This is a genomic window from Bacillus sp. V3-13 (assembly GCF_002860165.1).
Classification (GTDB): Bacteria; Bacillota; Bacilli; order Bacillales; family Cytobacillaceae; genus Bacillus_BJ.
The window spans coordinates 27651-47884 of the sequence record NZ_PGUZ01000014.1; the positions used below are offsets into that span (position 1 = coordinate 27651).

Annotated in this window: 24 protein-coding genes; all 24 read left to right on the forward strand. The window is 42.4% G+C overall.

Annotated features, from left to right (window positions below; all coding sequences use genetic code 11):
• Positions 1–20 precede the first annotated feature (20 nt).
• A complete protein-coding gene (locus CU633_RS05900; protein ID WP_308314711.1) occupies positions 21–725 on the forward strand; it encodes a sugar kinase in 705 nt (234 codons plus the stop codon).
• Positions 661–969, forward strand: coding sequence for a carbohydrate kinase family protein (locus tag CU633_RS23535; RefSeq protein ID WP_308314712.1), 309 nt, complete (start codon positions 661–663; stop codon positions 967–969). The genes CU633_RS05900 and CU633_RS23535 overlap by 65 nt, the downstream gene beginning before the upstream one ends.
• Positions 970–985: 16 nt before the next feature.
• Complete coding sequence (gene hxlB / locus CU633_RS05905; RefSeq protein WP_101658803.1) at positions 986–1537, forward strand: 6-phospho-3-hexuloisomerase; 552 nt, start codon at positions 986–988, stop codon at positions 1535–1537.
• Between the two features lie 112 nt (positions 1538–1649).
• On the forward strand, positions 1650–2600 hold the full coding sequence (locus CU633_RS05910; protein WP_101658804.1) for a sugar kinase: 951 nt from the start codon (positions 1650–1652) through the stop codon (positions 2598–2600).
• A 17-nt stretch (positions 2601–2617) separates the two neighbouring features.
• The gene (locus CU633_RS05915) at positions 2618–3262 is read left to right on the forward strand and encodes a bifunctional 4-hydroxy-2-oxoglutarate aldolase/2-dehydro-3-deoxy-phosphogluconate aldolase (RefSeq protein ID WP_101658805.1); all 645 of its coding nucleotides are present in this window, start codon (positions 2618–2620) and stop codon (positions 3260–3262) included.
• 323 nt (positions 3263–3585) lie between these two features.
• Positions 3586–4164 carry a TetR/AcrR family transcriptional regulator gene (locus CU633_RS05920; protein WP_180954888.1) on the forward strand — a complete coding sequence of 193 codons (579 nt, stop codon included), beginning with the start codon at positions 3586–3588 and terminating at the stop codon, positions 4162–4164.
• Between the two features lie 512 nt (positions 4165–4676).
• A complete protein-coding gene (locus CU633_RS05925) occupies positions 4677–5099 on the forward strand; it encodes a RidA family protein (protein WP_180954889.1) in 423 nt (140 codons plus the stop codon).
• Between the two features lie 12 nt (positions 5100–5111).
• On the forward strand, positions 5112–6023 hold the full coding sequence (locus CU633_RS05930) for a polysaccharide deacetylase family protein (protein WP_101658808.1): 912 nt from the start codon (positions 5112–5114) through the stop codon (positions 6021–6023).
• A gap of 4 nt (positions 6024–6027) precedes the next feature.
• A complete protein-coding gene (locus CU633_RS05935; protein ID WP_101658809.1) occupies positions 6028–6750 on the forward strand; it encodes a 4-hydroxyphenylacetate 3-hydroxylase N-terminal domain-containing protein in 723 nt (240 codons plus the stop codon).
• A gap of 2 nt (positions 6751–6752) precedes the next feature.
• Positions 6753–7547 carry a 4-hydroxyphenylacetate 3-hydroxylase family protein gene (locus CU633_RS05940; RefSeq protein ID WP_257958536.1) on the forward strand — a complete coding sequence of 265 codons (795 nt, stop codon included), beginning with the start codon at positions 6753–6755 and terminating at the stop codon, positions 7545–7547.
• A 421-nt stretch (positions 7548–7968) separates the two neighbouring features.
• Entirely contained in the window at positions 7969–9414 is a 1446-nt protein-coding gene (locus CU633_RS05945) for a purine-cytosine permease family protein (RefSeq protein ID WP_101658811.1), read from the forward strand.
• 109 nt (positions 9415–9523) lie between these two features.
• A complete protein-coding gene (locus tag CU633_RS05950; RefSeq protein ID WP_101658812.1) occupies positions 9524–10030 on the forward strand; it encodes a flavin reductase family protein in 507 nt (168 codons plus the stop codon).
• An 844-nt stretch (positions 10031–10874) separates the two neighbouring features.
• The gene (gene fabG, locus CU633_RS05955; RefSeq protein ID WP_101658813.1) at positions 10875–11633 is read left to right on the forward strand and encodes a 3-oxoacyl-ACP reductase FabG; all 759 of its coding nucleotides are present in this window, start codon (positions 10875–10877) and stop codon (positions 11631–11633) included.
• 78 nt (positions 11634–11711) lie between these two features.
• Positions 11712–12488 (forward strand): DeoR/GlpR family DNA-binding transcription regulator, encoded by a 777-nt coding sequence (locus CU633_RS05960; RefSeq protein WP_101658814.1) that lies wholly within the window; start codon positions 11712–11714, stop codon positions 12486–12488.
• A gap of 59 nt (positions 12489–12547) precedes the next feature.
• Positions 12548–13810 (forward strand): class-III pyridoxal-phosphate-dependent aminotransferase, encoded by a 1263-nt coding sequence (locus CU633_RS05965; protein WP_101658815.1) that lies wholly within the window; start codon positions 12548–12550, stop codon positions 13808–13810.
• Positions 13811–13831: 21 nt separating this feature from the next.
• Positions 13832–14845, forward strand: a complete 1014-nt coding sequence (locus tag CU633_RS05970) for a phosphotransferase enzyme family protein (RefSeq protein WP_101658816.1) — start codon at positions 13832–13834, stop codon at positions 14843–14845.
• 58 nt (positions 14846–14903) lie between these two features.
• Positions 14904–15347, forward strand: coding sequence for a hypothetical protein (locus CU633_RS05975; protein WP_101658817.1), 444 nt, complete (start codon positions 14904–14906; stop codon positions 15345–15347).
• A gap of 68 nt (positions 15348–15415) precedes the next feature.
• Entirely contained in the window at positions 15416–16912 is a 1497-nt protein-coding gene (locus tag CU633_RS05980; RefSeq protein WP_101658835.1) for an aldehyde dehydrogenase family protein, read from the forward strand.
• Positions 16913–16928: 16 nt separating this feature from the next.
• Positions 16929–17219, forward strand: coding sequence for a BMC domain-containing protein (locus CU633_RS05985; protein WP_101658818.1), 291 nt, complete (start codon positions 16929–16931; stop codon positions 17217–17219).
• Between the two features lie 37 nt (positions 17220–17256).
• Positions 17257–17913, forward strand: a complete 657-nt coding sequence (gene pduL, locus CU633_RS05990) for a phosphate propanoyltransferase (protein ID WP_101658819.1) — start codon at positions 17257–17259, stop codon at positions 17911–17913.
• Positions 17910–18566: a hypothetical protein gene (locus CU633_RS05995; RefSeq protein ID WP_101658820.1), complete on the forward strand. Its 657-nt coding sequence runs from the start codon at positions 17910–17912 to the stop codon at positions 18564–18566. Before pduL ends, CU633_RS05995 begins: the two co-directional genes overlap by 4 nt.
• 15 nt (positions 18567–18581) lie before the next feature.
• Complete coding sequence (locus CU633_RS06000; protein ID WP_101658821.1) at positions 18582–18866, forward strand: EutN/CcmL family microcompartment protein; 285 nt, start codon at positions 18582–18584, stop codon at positions 18864–18866.
• Entirely contained in the window at positions 18859–19200 is a 342-nt protein-coding gene (locus CU633_RS06005; protein ID WP_257958539.1) for a BMC domain-containing protein, read from the forward strand. Before CU633_RS06000 ends, CU633_RS06005 begins: the two co-directional genes overlap by 8 nt.
• An 81-nt stretch (positions 19201–19281) precedes the next feature.
• On the forward strand, positions 19282–20220 hold the full coding sequence (gene mdh, locus CU633_RS06010) for a malate dehydrogenase (protein WP_101658823.1): 939 nt from the start codon (positions 19282–19284) through the stop codon (positions 20218–20220).
• The last annotated feature ends 14 nt before the right edge of the window (positions 20221–20234 follow it).

A 20234-nucleotide genomic window follows, 5' to 3' on the forward strand; every position in this document is an offset into this window, starting at 1 on the left:
TTGGAATGGAGGGCTGCACCATGGCGGATATCATCACAATTGGCGACGCAATGATTACATTTAATCCAGCGTCCAAGGGCCCCATGCGATTTGTGAATACGTTTGAAAGAAAGGTGGGCGGGGCTGAGCTTAATTTTGCTATAGGCTGCGCCAGGCTTGGATTGGATACAGGCTGGATCGGCTGCTTGGGGAATGATGAGTTTGGACGTTATATCCGGCACTTTGTCCGGGGTGAGGGCATTGATACGAGTCAGGTGAACCTCATTGATGGATACCCGACGTCCTTGAATTTTAAAGAGATTATGGAAGATGGGAATGGACGGACTTTCTATTATCGTCATCAATCTCCAACTTCAACTATGACTCCTGATAGCTTGGCAGATTCCTATTTTCAAGGAGCTAAACTTCTTCATATTACTGGTGTCTTCCCTGCAATTGGAGGGAAAAATTTTGACATCATAAAAAAAGCGGTTGAATTGGCAAAGAAGTATGGTTTGCTTATTTCCTTTGACCCTAATATCCGTCTGAAGCTTTGGAGTAAAGAGGAAGCAAAGGAGAAGCTTTCACAGTTGCTCCCATATGCAGATATTTTATTGACTGGTGAAGATGAAGCGGAGCTCTTGCTCGGAGTACAAGGTACAACGAAAATTTTGAAAGCGCTTGAACCGCAAGATATCCTATATAGCGATCAAAAAGGGAGCACTAGGTTCAATTGGGTACCATAACGGGCAGCAAATAGAAGCTGCTCCAGTAAAACCAAGAAAAGTTGTTGATACGGTTGGTGCCGGAGATGGCTTTGATGCAGGCTTCATATATGGTGTCATGAACAACTGGGAGCTTAAGAAAATATTAACTTTTGCCAATACAATTGGCTCCATGGTTGTAAGCGTATCCGGAGATAATGAAGGTCTTCCCTATCTGGAGGATGTGCTGGTCCAATTAGGGCAAAAAGAATTTATCGAGAGATAGTCAGGGGGGATGGTAGTTGAAAACCATCATTGACACAATAGGAAAAGAAATTATCAGTGTTCTCTCATTAGTAAAGGAAGAAGAAGCTTTAACTCTTTCCCGAAAAATAAAGGAAGCAAAACGGATTTTTGTATATGGGGAGGGCCGTTCCGGGTTAATGGGGAAAGCGTTTGCGATGCGGCTCATGCATGGCGGCTATTCTGTCTTTGTGGTTGGCGAAACGATCACTCCAAGCATCGAGGAAGGAGACCTGCTTGTTGCCATATCGGGTTCGGGATCAATAGGAATGATCCATGAATTTTGCTTAAAGGCCCGAAAATTAGGGGCAACCGTTTTTTTGGTTACGACAAACAGGGATTCCAAGATTGCAAAAGTCAGTGACGCGGTTCTGGTAATTCCTGCGGCAACTAAGTACCGCAGGCCTGAAGAGCCAACAACCATACAGCCTTTAGGGAACCAATTCGACCAGAGTGTTCACCTGCTCCTGGATGGGGTCATCATCCATAGCCTGCAGGTGAACAAAGAAGTAAATGATGCCATGCGTAAGCGGCATGCAAATCTTGAATAGTTGAAAATTAACTTAATGGGGTGTTTATCAATGGCAGACTTCGTGACGGTATTCCGGTGACGGAAAAGGTTTATAACTATTTAACTCAAGAGTAGGGAAAGAAGTGAAGGTAATGGATGTTGTCACAATTGGTGAAACAATGGTTTTGTTTACACCTGATACAACAGGATTGATGAGATATGCCAAGCAATTTTCGATGAAGTTTGGCGGTGCAGAGTCCAATGTAGCAATCGGACTTTCCAGACTCGGACATAAAGTCGGCTGGATCAGCAAGGTAGGGGATGATGAGTTTGGCCGGGCCATGCTGTCCTTTATCAGCGGTGAAAAGGTTGATGTCAGTCAGGTCAAAACTGACGGATCCGCACCAACGGGAATCTATTTTAAAGAACCGCGCAGGGAAAATGACGTTCGTGTCTACTATTACCGAAAGGGGTCTGCAGCCAGTACTCTATCGAAACAAGATATTCATGAGGAATATATCGCAAAAGCAAAATATCTGCATATAACGGGAATCACTCCTGCATTAAGTGAAAGCTGTGAACAGGCAATTTTTGAAGCCGTTGAAATCGCCAAAAGACACCGGGTCAAGATTGTCTTTGATCCCAATCTTAGAAGGAAACTATGGAGTGAAGAAAAGGCAAGAGCCACATTATTAAAACTGATCTCAAAAGCAGATATCGTGCTGCCGGGGGTTTCAGAGGGGCAATTCTTATTTGGGGAAAGCGATCCTGTTAAACTGGGTGAATTGTTTCTTAACCAAGGCCCCTCAACTGTTGCACTAAAGCTGGGTGCACAAGGCGCCATGTATATGACAAAGAACGAACAAGTAACGGTTCCTGGAATTACTGTAGAACGGGTAATCGATCCGGTTGGAGCGGGAGACGGGTTTGCCGCAGGTTTTATCTCGGGCCTGCTCGATGGTCTCGAACCGGTTAAAGCAGTGGAACGAGGAAATATCACAGGTGCATTTGTCACTATGGTCAATGGTGATGTCGAGGGTCTTCCTGAAAGAGAAGAGATTGAGCGTTTGTCAAATCAGTCAGGTGAAGATGTAAATCGTTAAGAAGGATGGGGAGACAAATGAAATTGATAGATCAAATTCAAGAGAATGGTATTGTTGCAGTGATTAGGGGAACTTCTCCCGACAATATCGTTTCAATCGCAAAGTCCTTGCATAAAGGCGGAGTAAAAACACTTGAGATTACGGTGGAGACCCCAAAGGTTCTTTCCCTGATCGAACAAGTTTCAGAAGAGCTGGGGGATGACGTGATTGTAGGAGCGGGAACGGTACTGGATCCGGAAACTGCCAGAGCGGCGATCATGGCCGGTGCCAGATTCATCTTTTCTCCTACCGTCAATAAGGAAACGATTAAAGTTGCGAAAAGATATGGAGTCGTAAGCATCCCAAGTGCGTTAACACCAACTGAAATTCTGACAGCATATGAAAATGGTGCTGATCTTATTAAAGTCTTTCCGGCTAACGTTTTTGGCCCAAGTTACATTAAGGATATCCATGGCCCGATGCCACACATTCCACTTATGCCGACAGGCGGTCTCAATGTAGATAATGTAGGCGCTTATATTAAAAATGGTGCTGTGGCTGCAGGGATTGGAAGTTCCCTCGTCAACATGAAACTGCAAGTAAACGAGGATTTCCTTATGAATCTTGAAATCAAAGCGCGCCAGTTTGTGGATGCAGTAAAAGAAGCACGGTCTACACTTTAAATAGGATGGGACATCTCTTTGTCCCTTTTCTAAGCTTAGTTCAAACAAGGGGGTTTATTGTATTAAAATGAAAGCGTTTTTAACTATGGTGGTAGGAATAATGCTGGTCGTATTAACCGGCTGCAATGTGCTTGAAACGGCTGGCAAAGAGAGAAATGGGGTGACGATGTAGGGACAAAGCTAAAGGAACAATGATTCGAGAAACCGTTTTCTAATTAGTTGATTATTGATTAATTTACGATATCATTAATATAGGACTTCCCATTATGTGGGTTTTTACAAAGAATTTAATGATACGTAAATTATTTAATTGGAGGCTAATTGTGAGTACAAACAAGTCTATTACTACACGTGAAACGATATTGATAGAAGCATGCAAACTGGTGGGAAGAGAGGGGGTTTCACATTTAACCCTTGAAGGCGTTGCAAAAGAAGCGGGAATGAGTAAAGGAGGATTACTATACCATTTTCCTACTAAAGATACCTTAATTAAGGAAATGATTAACTATGTGATGGAATTATCGAATAATCATATTGAGGAGCACGCTGCACTTGAAGAAAATGAGCCAGGTAAATGGCTTCGCGGCTTTGCTAACTCGTCCTTTGAACAGGGAGGCCTGCGCTTTCTGATGAGCTCCGGTTTACTTGCTACCATGTTATCTAATTCAGAATGGGTTGAATCCTGGCGCGAACGTTATGTGGAGTGGCATCAAAAAATAGAAAATGATCATAATGACTTGATTCTCGGCTATATCGTATTTTTGGCGGTAGACGGCTTATGGTATGCAGATTTGCTTGGGCTCAATCCTCCACAGGGAGAACTTCGACAAAAAATACTGGAAACTTTAATTAAACTTACTAAAATGGAAGGCCTGGGAGAAGAGCCAGACAGGCAGATGTAAAGTTATCAAATTTTTTTTTAAGCAGAACAGTTCTTAATATATAGAACACGCAGTCCATTGGAAGATGGACTGTTTTTTTTGGTTTCCTGAAAATAAATGTTCAAAGGATGCAATGAAACAACAGGAATAATAAACTTTTAATCTTAATGAGTAACATCTAAAACAAACAAATAAAGCCAACCAAAAGGTTAAATTTTTTTCTTACTAAAAATTCGAAATATTTAAATTATATCGTTGACGTTTATACCGTCTGGACGGTATAATTAGTCCAAAAGTTAAAAACAAACCGTCCAGACGGTACAGAAAATAGTAATCGTTGAATTTCATTTAAAAAGCCAGAGTGAGGACAGTGAAAATAATTAAGCTTGGATAGTTATGGCTTCTTTATTTTCGAAATCGGGCGGACGGTATCTCAGTTTATTTAAGGGGGTGATCCATTATAGAAATCCTAAGTGGCCAATAAAAGACGTTTCCTTAAGCCAAAACGTATTCAAAAATAACGAGGTGAAATGATGGAAAAGACAAGAATCATGCCTAAAAATCACTGGGATTGGAGCATGCCTGTACCCTTCTCGCAAGGCTGGAAAGTCGGGAACTTGATCTTTGTAGGAGGTCAAATCTCGGCGGATGAGAATGGCAAGACGATAGGCGTCGGTGATATTGAAGTCCAGACACGAAACGTTTTCGAGAATATTCGAAAGGTGCTCAACGAGGCAGGGGCTGATATGAAAGATATTGTCAAATTAAACACCTACTATGTATTTGATGGAGATGAAAACGAAGCAACTGAATTCTGGGAAAAGATGACGAGAGTACGGATGGAGTACCTTGCTGATCCTGGTCCCGCAGGAACTGCTATCCGGATTTCCGGATTTGCCTTTGAGGATCTGTTGATAGAAGTGGAAGCAATTGCAGTAGTACCCGATGGAGAATAAGGAGGAAATTAGATGATTAAAAATCCTGTTCCATGGCCAAATGGAGCAAAATGTGCCGTTGCCATTACCTTCGATATGGATACAGACAGTATCCTTCATCTGGCCCACCCGGACACAGCAGATACCAGAATCTCAACCATGTCATGGCTAAAGTATGATGAAATTGCGATTCCCCGCATTCTTGGGATGTATAAAAAATATAACCTTAAACAGACATTTTTTATCCCGGCCTGGGTCATTGAAAGGTATCCGAAAACGGCAGAATTAATCCTGAATGATGGACATGAAATTGCTCATCACGGCTACTTGCATGAACATCCAAATGAATTGTCGGCTGAAGATGAATTATATTGGCTTCATCGCGGGATAGATGTGATCGAAAAGTTTACAGGGAAACGGCCACGGGGATGGAGAGCCCCAATGTATAATTTCTCCAAACATTCACTGGAGTTTTTGGCGAAAGAGGGTTTTTTATATGATTCTTCCTTAATGGGTGACGATGTTCCCTATATTTTAAAAGGGAAATCAGGTGAAATCGTTGAATTGCCGACCCACTGGGCAATGGATGATTGGCCCCAATACACACATAATTCGGAATTGGGTTATGTCATGCCGATAAACTCTCCACAGCGGGCCATGGAGGTATTTTTATCCGAGTTTGATGCTGCCTGGGAGCATGGCGGAATGTGGATATCTGTATGGCATCCATTTGTATCAGGAAGACTCGCAAGATGTGTCGCCGTCGATAAAATGATTCAATATATGCAGCAGAAAGGCGATGTTTGGTTTGCGACGTTGGAGGAAATTGCACTCCATGTAAAAAAATGTGTGGAAAATGGAAGCTACATACCACGAGTCGATCAGCTTCCGTATTATGAAGGGCAGATTCCGGAGTTAAAATTAGATTCAATGAAAGGGGTTTAAAGGAATGGCCGTTATTGCGACAACGAATAAATTAAGAGAAGTCTTGAGCAAGGGACAGGAACCACATTTGATGACAGGTGAACAGTATAAAGAAAGCCTGAGGGATGGAAGAAGAGTAATTGATGCTCAGGGGAATTTAATACCTGATGTAACCACCCACCCTGCTCTGAAACGCGGAATTGACAACCTGGCGAAGGTGTATGATTCACAATTCGACCCTGAAACCAGGGATATAACAACTTTTATTAACCCCGAGGATGGCAAAAGGTACAGCACTGGCTGGCTGGTGCCGAAGACAAAAGAAGACCTCAAACACCGGCGTGAAATGCTTCGTTTAAGTACGTACCATACCTTTGGTGTTTTTGGACGTCCGAATGATTATGGTTCCATGATGGCGATGGGCTTTCTATCCATCATTGATAAAATTGAAAAAGAAAACCCGGAGTACGCCGAAAATGTGCGAAAGTTTGTAGAGTTTAGCCAGAAACATAATGTCATCAGCGCGGATTTGATTCCGGACGTGCAAACCGATAAAAATCTTCCGCCCAGCGAAAAAAAGGGAACATTAAGAGTTGTCGAGGAACTCCCTGACGGTGTCATTTTATGCGGGGCAAAACCTTGTGGCTCGGTAGGAGTCCAGGGACACTTTGCAACAGTGTCACATCCCCAAACCTGGACCCGGATGCAGCTCTTTGGTGCGCTGTTCCTATCAACTCACCAGGCCTGACGTTGGTACTAAGGGAGCCAACGACTTCACCGGATTCAAACTTTGAGGATCATCCAATCGATTCGTCTGGCGAAGAGTTGGATAATATGATGATTTTTGATCATGTGTTCATTCCGCGCGAATACATCTTCAGCCTCAGAAACACTAAATTATTGGGATTATACAGAGAATCCTGTGCGCTGTGTCACTGGCATATACTGGCCCGTCTTATGTATCGTTCGGAAATTTTTGTTGGTGCTGCGCAAACGATCGTTGATATCCTTGGAACGGATTCATTCCAGGGAGTGAGAGATTCAGTGTCGGAAGTGATCTCCTACTCCGCCTCGTTAAAGGCACATATCCTGGCTGCGGAGGAAGAAGCTAAATTGTGGAACGGGGTACTGGTGCCTTCGACCGAATTCATTACTGCCGGACGTTTGCAATCCATTATCCTCTATCCGCGTGTCATGCACATTCTCCGCGATTTAAGCGGACAGGGATTAATTAGCCGTTTCACAAGCAAAGTCTGGGACCATCCCGAAATTGGCCCGATTCTCGAAGATTACTTACCTGGAGCCGGTGTATCGGCACGGGAGAAAAACAAATTCTTTAATTTCCTGTGGGACCTTTCATGCGGCAGTCATGCAGCAAGGGTCGCGTTATTTGAAAATACCAATTCTACAAATGCCCCTGTTGTCCAGTCAGAACTTTACAGATCGTATAACCGCTCGGAAGCGGTAGACTATATCCGTCAATATCTGAACCTCCCTGATTCACGCCGGAAGATTAAGCGGCTGTACGCCCACGATTTAAAATAAACGCATCTCCGATATACTAGAATTTTTAATATTGCCATGCATAGCTTTAGCGCCAGCAAACCAACTGTACCGCCAGTAATTACGAGTTAAGCCTCACAACTAACACCAGGATTCTTCCCTGGCAAACAATTACTCTTCTATTGTCAAAAAAGATCTTCATAGATGTTGGCGCTACTATTATGCACAGTCTAATCCATACCAGAACTGTTAACAATAGCCGGAAACTGAAGCTTAAATCGTCTGTTATCCCCCTCCCTGGATTTTGACATCACAATTAGGAAAAGAAATGTGAAAAAAATAAATATTAGAACTATGTAGTTCATTAGAGTATAACTACTCCAGTTTAAACTAACTCTGAAAATCAGGCCCGACGCTTTTGGTGTGAATGTAAATTAAACATTGTTAAAGGCGGTGCAGGAATTTGGAATCGAATGAAAAAATGATGCATGAAACTACACTGGAAAACCGGGGAATTGATTATATAGCCGAAAGCGATCGAAACTCCAATCCTTTGAATGTATTTTTTGTGCTTGGCGGAGCCCAATTATGTTTTTCGGTTATGATTATCGGTGCTCTGCCAATTGTATTTGGACTTGGATGGTGGGACGCATTTTTTGCCAATACCATCGGGCTTTTCATTGGCTCCTTATTGATAGCGCCTTTGGCTTTACTGGGACAAAAAACTGGAACAAATGGACCTGTCAGCAGCGGGGCGCACTTCGGCACAAAAGGAAGATTAATAGGAGCTTCCCTAACCATTTTCGTTGCGCTTGGCTTCTACGGGTTAACCGTGTGGACCGGTGCCCAATCGCTGGTCTACAGCGGACATAAACTGTTTGGTTGGCCCGAAGGAGATACCGTTCTAGTCGCTTGTTCCTTAATTCTCAGCATTATAACAAGCATTGTCGCAATATATGGCCATTCGCTGGTTGTTATGATTGAAAAAATTGGGGCTTGGATTTGTGCAGCCATTCTTGTCCTGGCGATCCTTGTATTTCTCCCTGACTTTAATCCATCTTATCGGGGAGGGGACTATTTATTGGGCGGATTTTGGTCCACTTGGCTTTTGTCAGCAAGTGTGGCGTTATCAATCCCGGTCTCCTGTGCCACTTTAATCAATGATTATACTCGCTATATACCAAGCGCAACAAAAGCCCGATCTCTTATGCTTGGAGCCGGCGGCGGCATGTTTTTCGGGTGTTGGCTCGGTATGAATACAGCAGCTTATTTAACGACTATGTTTGCCAATCTGGAAACGCCATTGGTGCAAGGGATTATTGAACTTTCCCCGATATGGTTCGTCTTTCCTCTGTTATTGGTAGGATTGATTGGCAGCTTAACCCAGGGATGCTTTGCCCTTTATGGGGCGGGGCTTGGGCTGGAGACGATGGGTTGGGGGCTGAACCGGATCATTACTACCGTGATGGTAAGTATTGTCGGCCTTCTACTTGTTCTCCTGATTGTGTTTGTTTATGAAATTACCGACATCATTAACGCGTTTGTCACTCTGATTATTGTAGCCATATCTCCATGGCTAACCATCAATCTGGTTGGATATTATTTATTTAAAGGACAGTACTCAGCACAACAATTACACGAAACCCGGGGAGGATTATACTGGTATTCAAATGGCTTTAATATCCCGGCCATGACTGCATGGGTCATAGCTGTTGTAATCGGTTTATTATTTACAAACACCACCGTGTTCGTTGGACCTTTTGTCAATATGTTGGGCGGGGTGGATGTCAGCTTCGTTTCCTCTGCAATTGTGGGAGCTGTCATCTATTATATGATGAAGAAAAATTCATTGCCGCAAGGATTGGAAGTCGGTACAGTTCAACCCAATTCTGAAGAGTCACTTCTCTGAAAATGATGCATCGTGGAATTTTTTTAAAAAAACCGGCATTAAATATGATATGATGCGTTTCAATTATTGAATGGAACCGGATGTCCAGTGAAATAAGGAGGAACCTAGTATGCAAGAAGTTGCGGAAAAATTCAAGGAATCAATGGGCCGTTTGGCAGCGGGCGTAACGGTTGTAACGACAGAGGTTGATGGGCGCCCCTGGGGAACGACAGTAAGTGCTTGCTGTTCCATATCCATGGACCCTCCGTTGCTGATGGTCAGTCTATTTACCAAAAACGCGAGTACCGAGGCAATTAAAGAACAACAGCAGTTCGGGGTTAGTATTTTAAGCGATGAGCAAACGGGCATAGCCAAAGCAGGAGCAAAACCGGGAGCACCCAAATTTTTTGAAGACTTTGTAGAGCGTGATTCTGCAGGAAAGACATATATTGTAAAAAACGCATTGGCACATGTTCATTGTAAAGTGGATAGAACCGTTGTTGCCGGAGATCATACCATTTTTATTGGGCTTGTCGAGCATGTGAATTTAGGTGAATTTAAGCAGCCGCTCCTATATTTTCACCGGGAATTTGGTAGTTTTATAACCGGGACAGAACGAAAAGAAACGGTTGTATAAAAGTAGTTAAAGGACAGAAGTAGGTTTAGCAAAAACCTTCTTTTGTCCTTTTTTCGATCGTTTCGGAACGACACTCGAAATATAACTACATGAAAAGCTGACAAGCCGTCCGATTTGCGCTATTCGTGGAAACGGTGAATAAAAAGTCCTCCATCCAGGTAAATGAAGGACAAAAATAAGTAAGTGAGCAAGGGAAAAGTCCTTCATCCAGGCGATGAAGGACAAATTTACGTAAGTAAGCCCGAGAAAAGTCCTTCATCCAAGCTAGCTGGGGATTGACCACAGGTTGCCGAGTGGAGAAATTGTCGGTGGAAGTGAAGTTCCAAGAGAACTATGCTGCTGGCAATGGATGATAGTGCCGGACAAGAAACAAAGAGTGCTCTCTACCTTATCAGGGTAAGATTGCTGGTTTCGATCTCAGGCCGGAACATAAAATAGTATAAGCCGCAATCCTTTGTGTAACCAGCAAGGGGTTGCGACTTTTTTTATTGAACTGCTTTGTCATCAAAAAAAATTCTTTCGAGATTCCATTTAGTTAATCACATTTTTTCCTAAATTGATGCCTTTAGTATCTATAAATAAGAATTAGCTTTCGCGATTGTTGATGAATTTTAAAGTTCAGAAAATCTTACCCTCTATGTGATACTCCACGAATCCTAGAAACTACGATTAACAACAGCTTAGTTAAAGTTGTCGGAATATTAAGTAATCAACAGTCATACACATTACTATCAATTGAAATCAACAACAATACACAAAACATCCAACAAAATTTTCTAAATTCCCATAGTGTAATGTGGTTTTTTAAATAATTCCAACATAAATCTAAAAAGGAGCTGATTATATGTTTCATTCTGTACAAGGAAAGACTGTTATCGTCACTGGCGGCAGTAAAGGGATAGGAAAAGGAATTGCACGGACTTTCGCGAATCATGGAGCGAATGTAGCGATTGTTGCAAGAAATCTTGCTGCTGCAGAAGCATGTGCAGTTGACATTCATCAGGGGAATGGCAAAGTTTATGCATTTTCTGGGGATGTGACAGACCGTGGATCCATGGAAGCAGTGGCAAAAGAGGTCAATGAGAGATTTGGCAGCATCGATGTGTTATGCGCAAATGCCGGAATCTTTCCTTCAGTCACCATTGAGCAAATGACAACGGAAGACTGGGACACTGTCATGAATACAAATGCGAAGGGAACTTTTCACGCTGTACAAGCGTGTATACCATACCTAAAAAAGAAGGAATATGGACGTATCGTGATTACCTCTTCGATTACCGGCCCTGTTACCGGTTACGCGGGCTGGTCGCACTATGCAGCGAGCAAGGCGGCACAGTTGGGTTTTATGAGAACAGCGGCATTGGAGTTAGCTGGTGATAATATCACGGTAAACGCGGTGCTGCCAGGAAATGTACTGACAGAAGGATTAGAAGGTTTAGGGGATGATTATTTACAAGAGATGGCAGCTGCCATTCCAATGAAAAAGTTAGGGAGTGTCGAAGACATTGGTTATGCTGCGCTATTTTTAGCATCAAAGGAAGCGGGCTTTATCACCGGGCAAACGATCATTGTCGATGGCGGTCAAATTTTACCGGAAAATTAAAAATAAAATATAGTGATATTTTAATAGCTGTTGAAATATTCAGGGCTCTCATTCATTACATAATAGGTGGTACTAAAAATGTCATTATCCTTTAAGGAACGCAAAATAACCATATTGGAATCTTTAGCAAGAGAAGAAAAGGTGCAGGTACGTGAGCTGGCCCATAAACTTCAAGTTTCCGATGAAACGATCCGGCGTGATTTAGACCGGCTTGAAAAAGAAGGAATACTGAAAAAAGTTTATGGAGGAGCTGTAAAAACGAAGATCAATAGTTGGGAACTGCCTTTTGACCAAAAAACAACTATTAATATAAGAGAAAAACAAGCCATTTGCAGGACGGCGGCACAATTAGTTGAAGATGGTGACATTATCATGATAGGTAATGGGACCACACCATTAGAAATGGTGCATTATTTAGCGGACAAAAATGATATTACACTGATTACCCATTCGATTCCTGTTATGTTCCTTGCGATGGAAGTGTTTAAGGGTCGAATGATTTTTACCGGCGGCGAATTTGAAAGAAATCAAAAATATACGAGCGGCCCCCTATCTGAAAGAATGCTTGAGATGCTGAAGGCAAATAAAGCGTTCATATCTGCAGGAGGAATCTCAACGGTCAACGGAATTACAGACTATGATATCAGCGGATCGAGCATCTCTCGTAAAATGATTGAACGTGCTGAAGATGTCTTTATATTGGCCGATCATTCCAAGTTCGGAAAAACGACATTCGCCTATATGTGTTCCTTAACAGATGCGTCCATGATCATTACCGATAAGAGTTGCCCTGAGGAATGGAAAAAGATTTTAGCTGAAAAAGAAATTGAACTTTTGATCGCAGATGAAATGTAGTCATACAATTTGCTGTAACCACACACAAAACTGGTTTTTAAAGAAGTGGGGAGAAGACAATGCTTAAACATAGAAATAAGGATTCTGTTCTTGAACAATCTATTAATTGGTGGAATCCTGGGAAAACGAGGCAATGGCAGAACGATGGTATCGATTTAGTAATGGGAAAGCGTGAGGGATATTATTTCTACGATATGGATGGGAAAAAGTTAATGGATGTCCATTTAAACGGCGGGACATATAACCTGGGTCATCGTAATCCGGAAATTATCGCCACTTTAAAAGAAGCCTTAAATGAATTCGATATTGGAAACCATCATTTCCCGGCGATAACTCGTGCCCAGCTTTCAGAAGAACTTTCAAAATGCACACCGAATGGTTTACAATATTCGATTTTCTCAAGTGGTGGAAGTGAAGCGATAGATGTTGCCGTAAAATGTGCCCGTTATGCGACAAAACGAAAAAAAATCGTTTCCATTCTATATGGCTACCATGGACATACGGGATTAGCAGTATCGTTGGGGAATGAACGCTATTCCCGCCCATTTTTAAGTGAAGGGGATCCGGAGGAATTTATTCATGTGCCTTTTAATGATTTGGAGACAATGGAGAGAGCGCTTCGTCATGAAGATGTTGCCTGTGTGGTGATCGAAACAATTCCAGCTACATATGGTTTTCCTCTTCCGGAAAACAGGTACCTTGCTTCCGTTAAAAGAATGTGTGAAAAATTTGGCTCTTTATATATCGCTGATGAAGTGCAAACTGGCTTAATGCGTACTGGAAAACTATGGGGGATTGAGCACTATAGGGTTGAGCCCGATATTTTAGTTACTTCGAAGGGACTCAGTGGCGGTATATATCCGATTGCAGCCACCGTAGTCAACAAAAAAGCGGGAAACTGGATGAATGAAGATGGCTTTGCCCATATCTCTACATTCGGAGGTTCGGAGTTAGGTTGCATTGTCGCCTTGAAGGTTTTAGAGATATCACAACGCAAGGAAGTGAAACAAAACGTTGACTTTGTCGCGCGCTATTTACGAACAGGACTTGAAACAATCAAAGAGCAATATTCTGATTTTATGGTGGGAATTCGCCAATTAGGCGTTGTGATGGGACTGGAATTCAGCCATCCAAAAGGAGCAATTTATGTCATGCAGTCTCTTTATAAAAATGGCGTGTGGGCGATTTATTCGATGCTTGACAATAAGGTTCTCCAATTTAAGCCTGGATTGCTTTGCGATAAAGATTATTGTGATGAATTACTTTCGCGTTGTGAACTCAGTATTAAACAAGCAGCACAAATGGCTTATAGTTATAACTAACGCATAGAAGGGAGAAATAAAATGAGCGATCTATCCGTCGACCCTTTGAAAGCTTCGTTAGAAAAATTTACTCAAATTGCAAATAACGCTATCCATTTTTACCCCTTTTTGTCCCAATCTGCGATTCAACTTCTCAATTACTCGGAAAATGCTACCTATCTAGTGGACAATTCGATAACAGGTGAAAAATATGTATTGCGGGTGGGGCGTCCTGGATACCATACAAAATCTGAAGTTGAAAGTGAACTGATATGGTTGAGATCAATAGATGAACACTCTTCTATCAAGGTTTCACTACCTATTTCCGGAAGTAACGGTGATGATGTTCAAGTTGTCGACCATGAAAAAACCCAATATTACTGTACTTTATTCACTTTCTTGGAAGGCAGTGCCCCGGATGAAGATAATGAAAATGAACTAATCAAACAATTTGAGTTACTTGGCGAAATTACAGCTCAATTACACGAACATAGCTTCAATAACAGTCAAAACCTAAAACATCTTAGCCTGCTTACTTGGGACTATGAAACAATTCTTGGGCAAAACCCGAAGTGGGGAAGATGGCAGGATGGTCTCGCGATTACACCTGAAAGGGCGGAACTGTTTGAGAAAGTATCAGAAAAAATTAAAGAAAGACTTGACCGCTTCGGCAAAGAGCCTCACCGATATGGATTAATTCATTCAGATTTACGGCTTGCCAATCTGATTGTTGAACGCGATCAAATAAAAGTGATTGATTTTGATGATTGTGGATTTGGCTGGTATCTTTATGATTTGGCCACCTCATTAAGTTTTATTGAACATAAACCATATGTTCATGCTCTGATTGAGGCATGGTTAAAGGGTTATCGAAAAATTCGCTCTCTCACTCAAGAGGAGGAGCTTGAAATCCCGACTTTTATTATGATGCGCAGATTACAGCTCATTGCCTGGATCGGCAGTCGGGATAATGAAACGACCAGGGAACTGGGAAGTGGTTTTACAGTTGACACTGACCCTTTGGCGGAAAAATATTTACAATACTCCACCATATAATTTATGCTATATGCCCTTTCGAAATGGAAGAATCGCTAATCGCATTGGAGGCGGAAAAATGAATGCGGCCTTAGTGGAAAAGATTACTAGATTAGTACTTTTAGAGCTGCAGGAGAACTCTGATTCCTCTGTGAAAGAGTTCAATAGATGGAAAGATAAATCTGTTTCCATGGATGTACTGCCTGAATATCCTCCGCTTACTAAGGAGGAGTTGGAGAAATGGAATGCCATTTCTTCCTCTATTAGGATAACGACGAGTCGTTCTATTAAAGAAAACACTACACTGGCTCCTCTTACAGAGGAAGAGGTGAAAATTTGGGAGGCTCTTTCTTCTTCCTTGGGAACTGGAAAAAATGAAAAACGTTCTGAACAGGAATATCCTCCTTTTATGAACAAGGAGTCGAAAAATGGGTCCCCTAAAAAGGAAACGAAAGCCGAAATGTACACTGATGCTGACAAAGATCCGGGAAATGCCAAGGTGAAATTCTTTCGCCATCATTAAACATAGAGATTGTGAAAGGAGTGTTCCCTATTATTGAACTGGACTATGACTTGAAATCGATCCAGGAGATGCGGGAAGCGGTTCGCCGCGCGAAAGAGGCAATATCCAAGTTTCAACACTTTTCACAGGAACAAGTCGATCGTATCGTTAAAAATATCGCAGAAGCTGCATATCGAGCATCCGAAGCTTTAGCCCGGTTAGCAGTAGAAGAAACGGGAATGGGTGTTGTCGAACATAAAAAGATCAAAAATGAATTAAGTTCTATCGGTGTCCATGAAGCGATTAAGGATGAGAAAACTGTTGGAGTGATTCGAACGGATCCCAAAAAAAAGATTACCGAAGTTGCTTATCCTTTCGGTGTGATTGCAGGTATTATTCCGACTACCAACCCTACCTCTACAGCCATTTTCAAAACCCTGATTTCACTGAAAGCGCAAAATGGGATTGTCGTAAGCCCGCATCCATCCGCAGTAAATTGCACAGTGGAAGCATTGAAAATTTGTAACGAAGCAGCAGTAGAAGCAGGTGCTCCAGAAGGATTAATCGGCTGGATCACAAGGCCAACAATGGGAGCGACCACCCAACTAATGAAACACAACGATATCAATTTGATCCTGGCAACAGGAGGAAGTGGATTAGTCCGGGCTGCATATAGTTCCGGAAAACCTGCCTACGGGGTGGGACCGGGGAATGTACCGGTATATATCGATAAAACGGCGAATGTAAATAAGGCAGTAAACATGATTGTAGATAGCAAAACGTTTGATAATGGTACCATTTGTGCGACAGAACAATCAATTGTCGTTCACAAAAATATCAAAGAAATAACCATCAGAGAGTTAAAACATAACGGCGGATACTTTCTTAATGAAGCTGAGAAAGCAAAGGTGGAAAATATTATTTCCCCGATAAAAAGTAAGCTAAACCCGGCTATTGTGGGACGTTCAGCTGAGACGATTGCAGAAATGGCCGGAATTGATGTTCCGACCGGGACACGATTATTAATTTCTGAAGAAACCCGGATTGGGAAAGACATCCCTTTTTCGATTGAAAAACTGTCGCCAATTTTTGCTTTGTATACAGCAAATGAAATAGAAGAGGCGAAGAAAATTTGTTTGGCATTATTGAATCTGGGAGGCAGGGGGCACAGCTTGTCACTTCACACAAATGATGAAACAGTAGTCAATACGTTTGGCATTGACATGCCTGTTTCACGTATCCTGGTCAATACGCTTGCTTCCATCGGTGCAGCAGGAGCAACGACAGGATTAACCGCCTCAATGACATTGGGTTGCGGGTCATACGGCGGGAATATTACCTCCGACAATATCACAGCTCATCATTTGATCAATATAAAACGGATCGCCTATGGCATCAAAGATATCTCTATACCAAAACCAGCGAAATACAGGAAAGAAGGCTTGCAAGAAAATTTAACCAACGATAGTGTTGATCAAATTGTGAAACAAGTGATCAGGGAAGTGGATATGAAATCAATGCCGGTTGATCCCAACTTAGTTTCGCAATTGGTAAAGAACGTTATCGAGAAGTATCAAAATCAATAATTAGGAGGAGTCAAGCATGGCTAAAGATATTAACGGTGCACTTGGAATGATCGAAACGAGAGGATTAGTTGCTTCATTGGAAGCCGCGGATGCGATGGTGAAGGCTGCGAATGTGAACCTGGTAGGGAAGGTTCATGTAGGCGGAGGGATTGTTACTGTGCTTGTAACGGGTGATGTTGGGGCGGTTAAAGCGGCAACTGATGCAGGCAGTGCAGCTGCACAACGTGTTGGGGAACTTATTTCCGTTCATGTCATTCCACGGCCTCATAATGAGCTGCAAATCATTCTGCCAAAAATAGAGTCTTAAAAAACCAGCTAAGCAATAAAAGAGCGGGGTTCATGAGATGATTAAAATTGACTCAGAACAAATTGTAGAAGAAGTATTGAGAAAGCTGGAGGAGACAAGGCATAAAACAATAGGTATTCCGATTGGCGTTTCAGCACGTCACTGTCATCTAAATGAAATGGCTTTAGAGAAACTCTTTGGTAAAGGGTATCAGTTAACAAAGAAGTCGGATTTATCACAGCCAGGCCAGTTTGCTGCAAATGAAACAGTAACCATCGCAGGACCGCGGGGGAGCATTGAGAGGGTGCGGGTCCTCGGTCCTTTAAGAAGGGCGACACAAGTTGAAATAAGCAAAACAGATTCGATCCGGCTCGGGGTGAATCCACCGATACGTGAATCAGGAAACATCCAGGGCTCCTCTCCGGTAACAATCGTAGGACCTAAAGGAAGTATTTTTCTGGAAGAAGGATTGATCATCGCCCAAGCCCATATTCATATACCGCCAGATGATGCCCTTCACCTTAATTTGCATGACGGCGATTATGTAAAGGTGGAAATCACTAACGGGGAGCGTCCGATCCGGTTCGAAAGGGTGCGGATCCGTGTGTCGGCTAAATTCATATTAGAAATGCATATTGATACGGATGAAGCAAACGCTGCTTCGATAAAAACCGGCCAGAATGGGAGATTAGTTAAAAAGGGTGATGGCATATGACCAATCAACATGATGTCGAAGAAATTGTCATCGCAGTCCTCCGGAGAATGGAATCGGCTAAGCAGAAAAAGCAGCAGCTTCTTGTCATTGCTAAGGACCTGCAGCAACACAAGGAGCAGATAGAGGAGCTCAAATGGCATTGGGATGTCATCGAGAGGCAGCCTGATAGCAGTGATATTCCCTGTTCGACTAGTCACGCAGTCTTTTTGGACGTGAATCAGGACTTACTTGTAAAGGGAGCATTAGGTATTATTGATACACCTGAGAGCTTATTATTTTCCAATTTGATTTTTCAAGGATTCCGTGTTGATTTTGTTCCGGACAGCTCTTTATCCTGGATCTTAAATCCCGGTGGGAATCAAAAGGTGAACAAGAAATATATGATGCAGTTGATGCATTACCAAAAAAGATTAGAAGATTTCGGGGTTCACTTTTATCCTTTGAAATCAATTATCCCGGAGGAAAAAGAGGGGTTGTCCCGTTCTTCCGCCGGAAAACAATCCATCAACTTTCATGACAAATTACTGACGAAAGAGACTATTGATAGGTGGAAAGAGAACTGTATACATGTTCATCATGATACGATTATCACTCCTTTGGCAAGAGATACAGCAAAAGAGAAGGACATAAAAATTATCGATGGCAGAGGGTAAAAGGGGGAGTGACTCATGATCATAGGTACAGTGGTCGGCAACATTTGGGCAACCCGGAAAGAGGAAGGACTAACAGGATTAAAGTTCCTGGTCGTCCAGCCTGATTTATTAGACAGGGATAATCCAAGAGAGCCGGCATTGATCGCAGTAGACCGGATCGGAGCCGGGTTAGGGGATAAAGTAATGGTTACGAAAGGTTCCTCTGCTTCTTATTCAGAAGATAATCGGTTACCCATAGATGCATTAGTGATCGGAATTATCGATGCAATTGATACAGGAAAGGGTGAGGACGGTGACTAAAGCGTTGGGAATGGTGGAAACTAGGGGCCTGGCAGCTTCAATCGAAGTAGCGGATGCGATGTTAAAGAATGCAAATGTCAGCCTTGTCAAACAGTCAATGGTAGACGCGGCACTTGTAACGATATTGGTAGAAGGTGATGTAAGTGCGGTGCAGTCTGCTGTTGAATCGGGCAGAAAAGTGGCGGAAAGAACGGGAGCACTGATCGCCTTTAATGTCATTCCTCATCCCGATACCGATACGGATCAATTAATAGAAGAGAAAAATGAAGTTAAACAGTTAAAAAACGAAGGGGACCAGACTGAGAAACAATCAGCTGATACGGAAAACGCTTAGAATATAGAAAGAATCAATATCGTAAAGGGAACCAGCTATTTCAATATGGTTGAACAATTTTGGGGAAAGGGGGGATCAATCGTGTCATTTAAACGGAAAAAGTTTGCAGTCATTGGATCGGGATATACAGGAACCACGATCGCCTTAATGATTGCGCAAAAAGAACTTGGGGATATTGTGCTTGTTGATATCCCCTCTTTGCACAACCCTACAAAAGGAAAAGCGCTGGACCTGCTGGAAACAGGTCCGATACAAAAATTTGATTCTGTTATTATAGGAACCTGCAATTATGAGGATATTAGAAATGCCGATCTGGTTATTATCACAGCCGGGATTGCAAGAAAACCGGGTATGACCAGGGACGATCTCGCTGCAACAAATGCAAAAATAATCGCTGAAGTGTCAGAACAGATAGCTTACTATGCTCCTGAAAGCTATGTTTTAGTACTGAGCAACCCGGTAGATGCAATGACATATATTTGCTTTAAGTCGACCGGCTTTCCGAAAAACCGGGTGATCGGGCAATCCGGGGTGCTGGATACAGCAAGGTTTAATGCATTCGTCGCCGCAGAGTTAAATATTTCGGTTGAAGATGTTTCGGGTTTTGTTTTAGGAGGCCATGGAGATACAATGGTTCCTTTAATTCGTTATTCGTATGCAGGAGGAATCCCTTTAGAAAGAATCCTGCCAGAAGAAAAAATTGCTGCCATTGTTGAACGCACCCGTAAAGGCGGAGAAGAAATTGTTAAATTGCTTGGCCAGGGAAGTGCGTATTATGCCCCTGCCGCTTCAATTGTCGAAATGGCAGAGGCTATCGTGAAAGACAAAAAGCGAATTCTTCCTTCCGTTGCGTATTTGGAGGGAGAATACGGTTACAAAGATATATATCTTGGAGTTCCTGCGATTCTTGGCGGCAATGGAATAGAAAGTATTATTGAATTGCCGCTAACAGCTGAAGAAAAAGAAGCCTTTGACGATTCAGCCCAATCCGTGAAAAACGTTTTGAACCTGCTTAGGTAAAGAACAATATTTTT

Bases quoted from the DNA above. Each gene is read 5' to 3' on its own strand.
- CU633_RS05900 (WP_308314711.1), top strand. From the start codon at position 21: ATGGCGGATATCATCACAATTGGCGACGCAATGATTACATTTAATCCA.
- CU633_RS05910 (WP_101658804.1), top strand. From the start codon at position 1,650: ATGGATGTTGTCACAATTGGTGAAACAATGGTTTTGTTTACACCTGAT.
- CU633_RS05915 (WP_101658805.1), top strand. From the start codon at position 2,618: ATGAAATTGATAGATCAAATTCAAGAGAATGGTATTGTTGCAGTGATT.
- CU633_RS05925 (WP_180954889.1), top strand. From the start codon at position 4,677: ATGGAAAAGACAAGAATCATGCCTAAAAATCACTGGGATTGGAGCATG.
- CU633_RS05930 (WP_101658808.1), top strand. From the start codon at position 5,112: ATGATTAAAAATCCTGTTCCATGGCCAAATGGAGCAAAATGTGCCGTT.
- CU633_RS05935 (WP_101658809.1), top strand. From the start codon at position 6,028: ATGGCCGTTATTGCGACAACGAATAAATTAAGAGAAGTCTTGAGCAAG.
- CU633_RS05950 (WP_101658812.1), top strand. From the start codon at position 9,524: ATGCAAGAAGTTGCGGAAAAATTCAAGGAATCAATGGGCCGTTTGGCA.
- fabG (WP_101658813.1), top strand. From the start codon at position 10,875: ATGTTTCATTCTGTACAAGGAAAGACTGTTATCGTCACTGGCGGCAGT.
- CU633_RS05960 (WP_101658814.1), top strand. From the start codon at position 11,712: ATGTCATTATCCTTTAAGGAACGCAAAATAACCATATTGGAATCTTTA.
- CU633_RS05965 (WP_101658815.1), top strand. From the start codon at position 12,548: ATGCTTAAACATAGAAATAAGGATTCTGTTCTTGAACAATCTATTAAT.
- CU633_RS05970 (WP_101658816.1), top strand. From the start codon at position 13,832: ATGAGCGATCTATCCGTCGACCCTTTGAAAGCTTCGTTAGAAAAATTT.
- CU633_RS05975 (WP_101658817.1), top strand. From the start codon at position 14,904: ATGAATGCGGCCTTAGTGGAAAAGATTACTAGATTAGTACTTTTAGAG.
- CU633_RS05980 (WP_101658835.1), top strand. From the start codon at position 15,416: ATGCGGGAAGCGGTTCGCCGCGCGAAAGAGGCAATATCCAAGTTTCAA.
- CU633_RS05985 (WP_101658818.1), top strand. From the start codon at position 16,929: ATGGCTAAAGATATTAACGGTGCACTTGGAATGATCGAAACGAGAGGA.
- pduL (WP_101658819.1), top strand. From the start codon at position 17,257: ATGATTAAAATTGACTCAGAACAAATTGTAGAAGAAGTATTGAGAAAG.
- CU633_RS05995 (WP_101658820.1), top strand. From the start codon at position 17,910: ATGACCAATCAACATGATGTCGAAGAAATTGTCATCGCAGTCCTCCGG.
- CU633_RS06000 (WP_101658821.1), top strand. From the start codon at position 18,582: ATGATCATAGGTACAGTGGTCGGCAACATTTGGGCAACCCGGAAAGAG.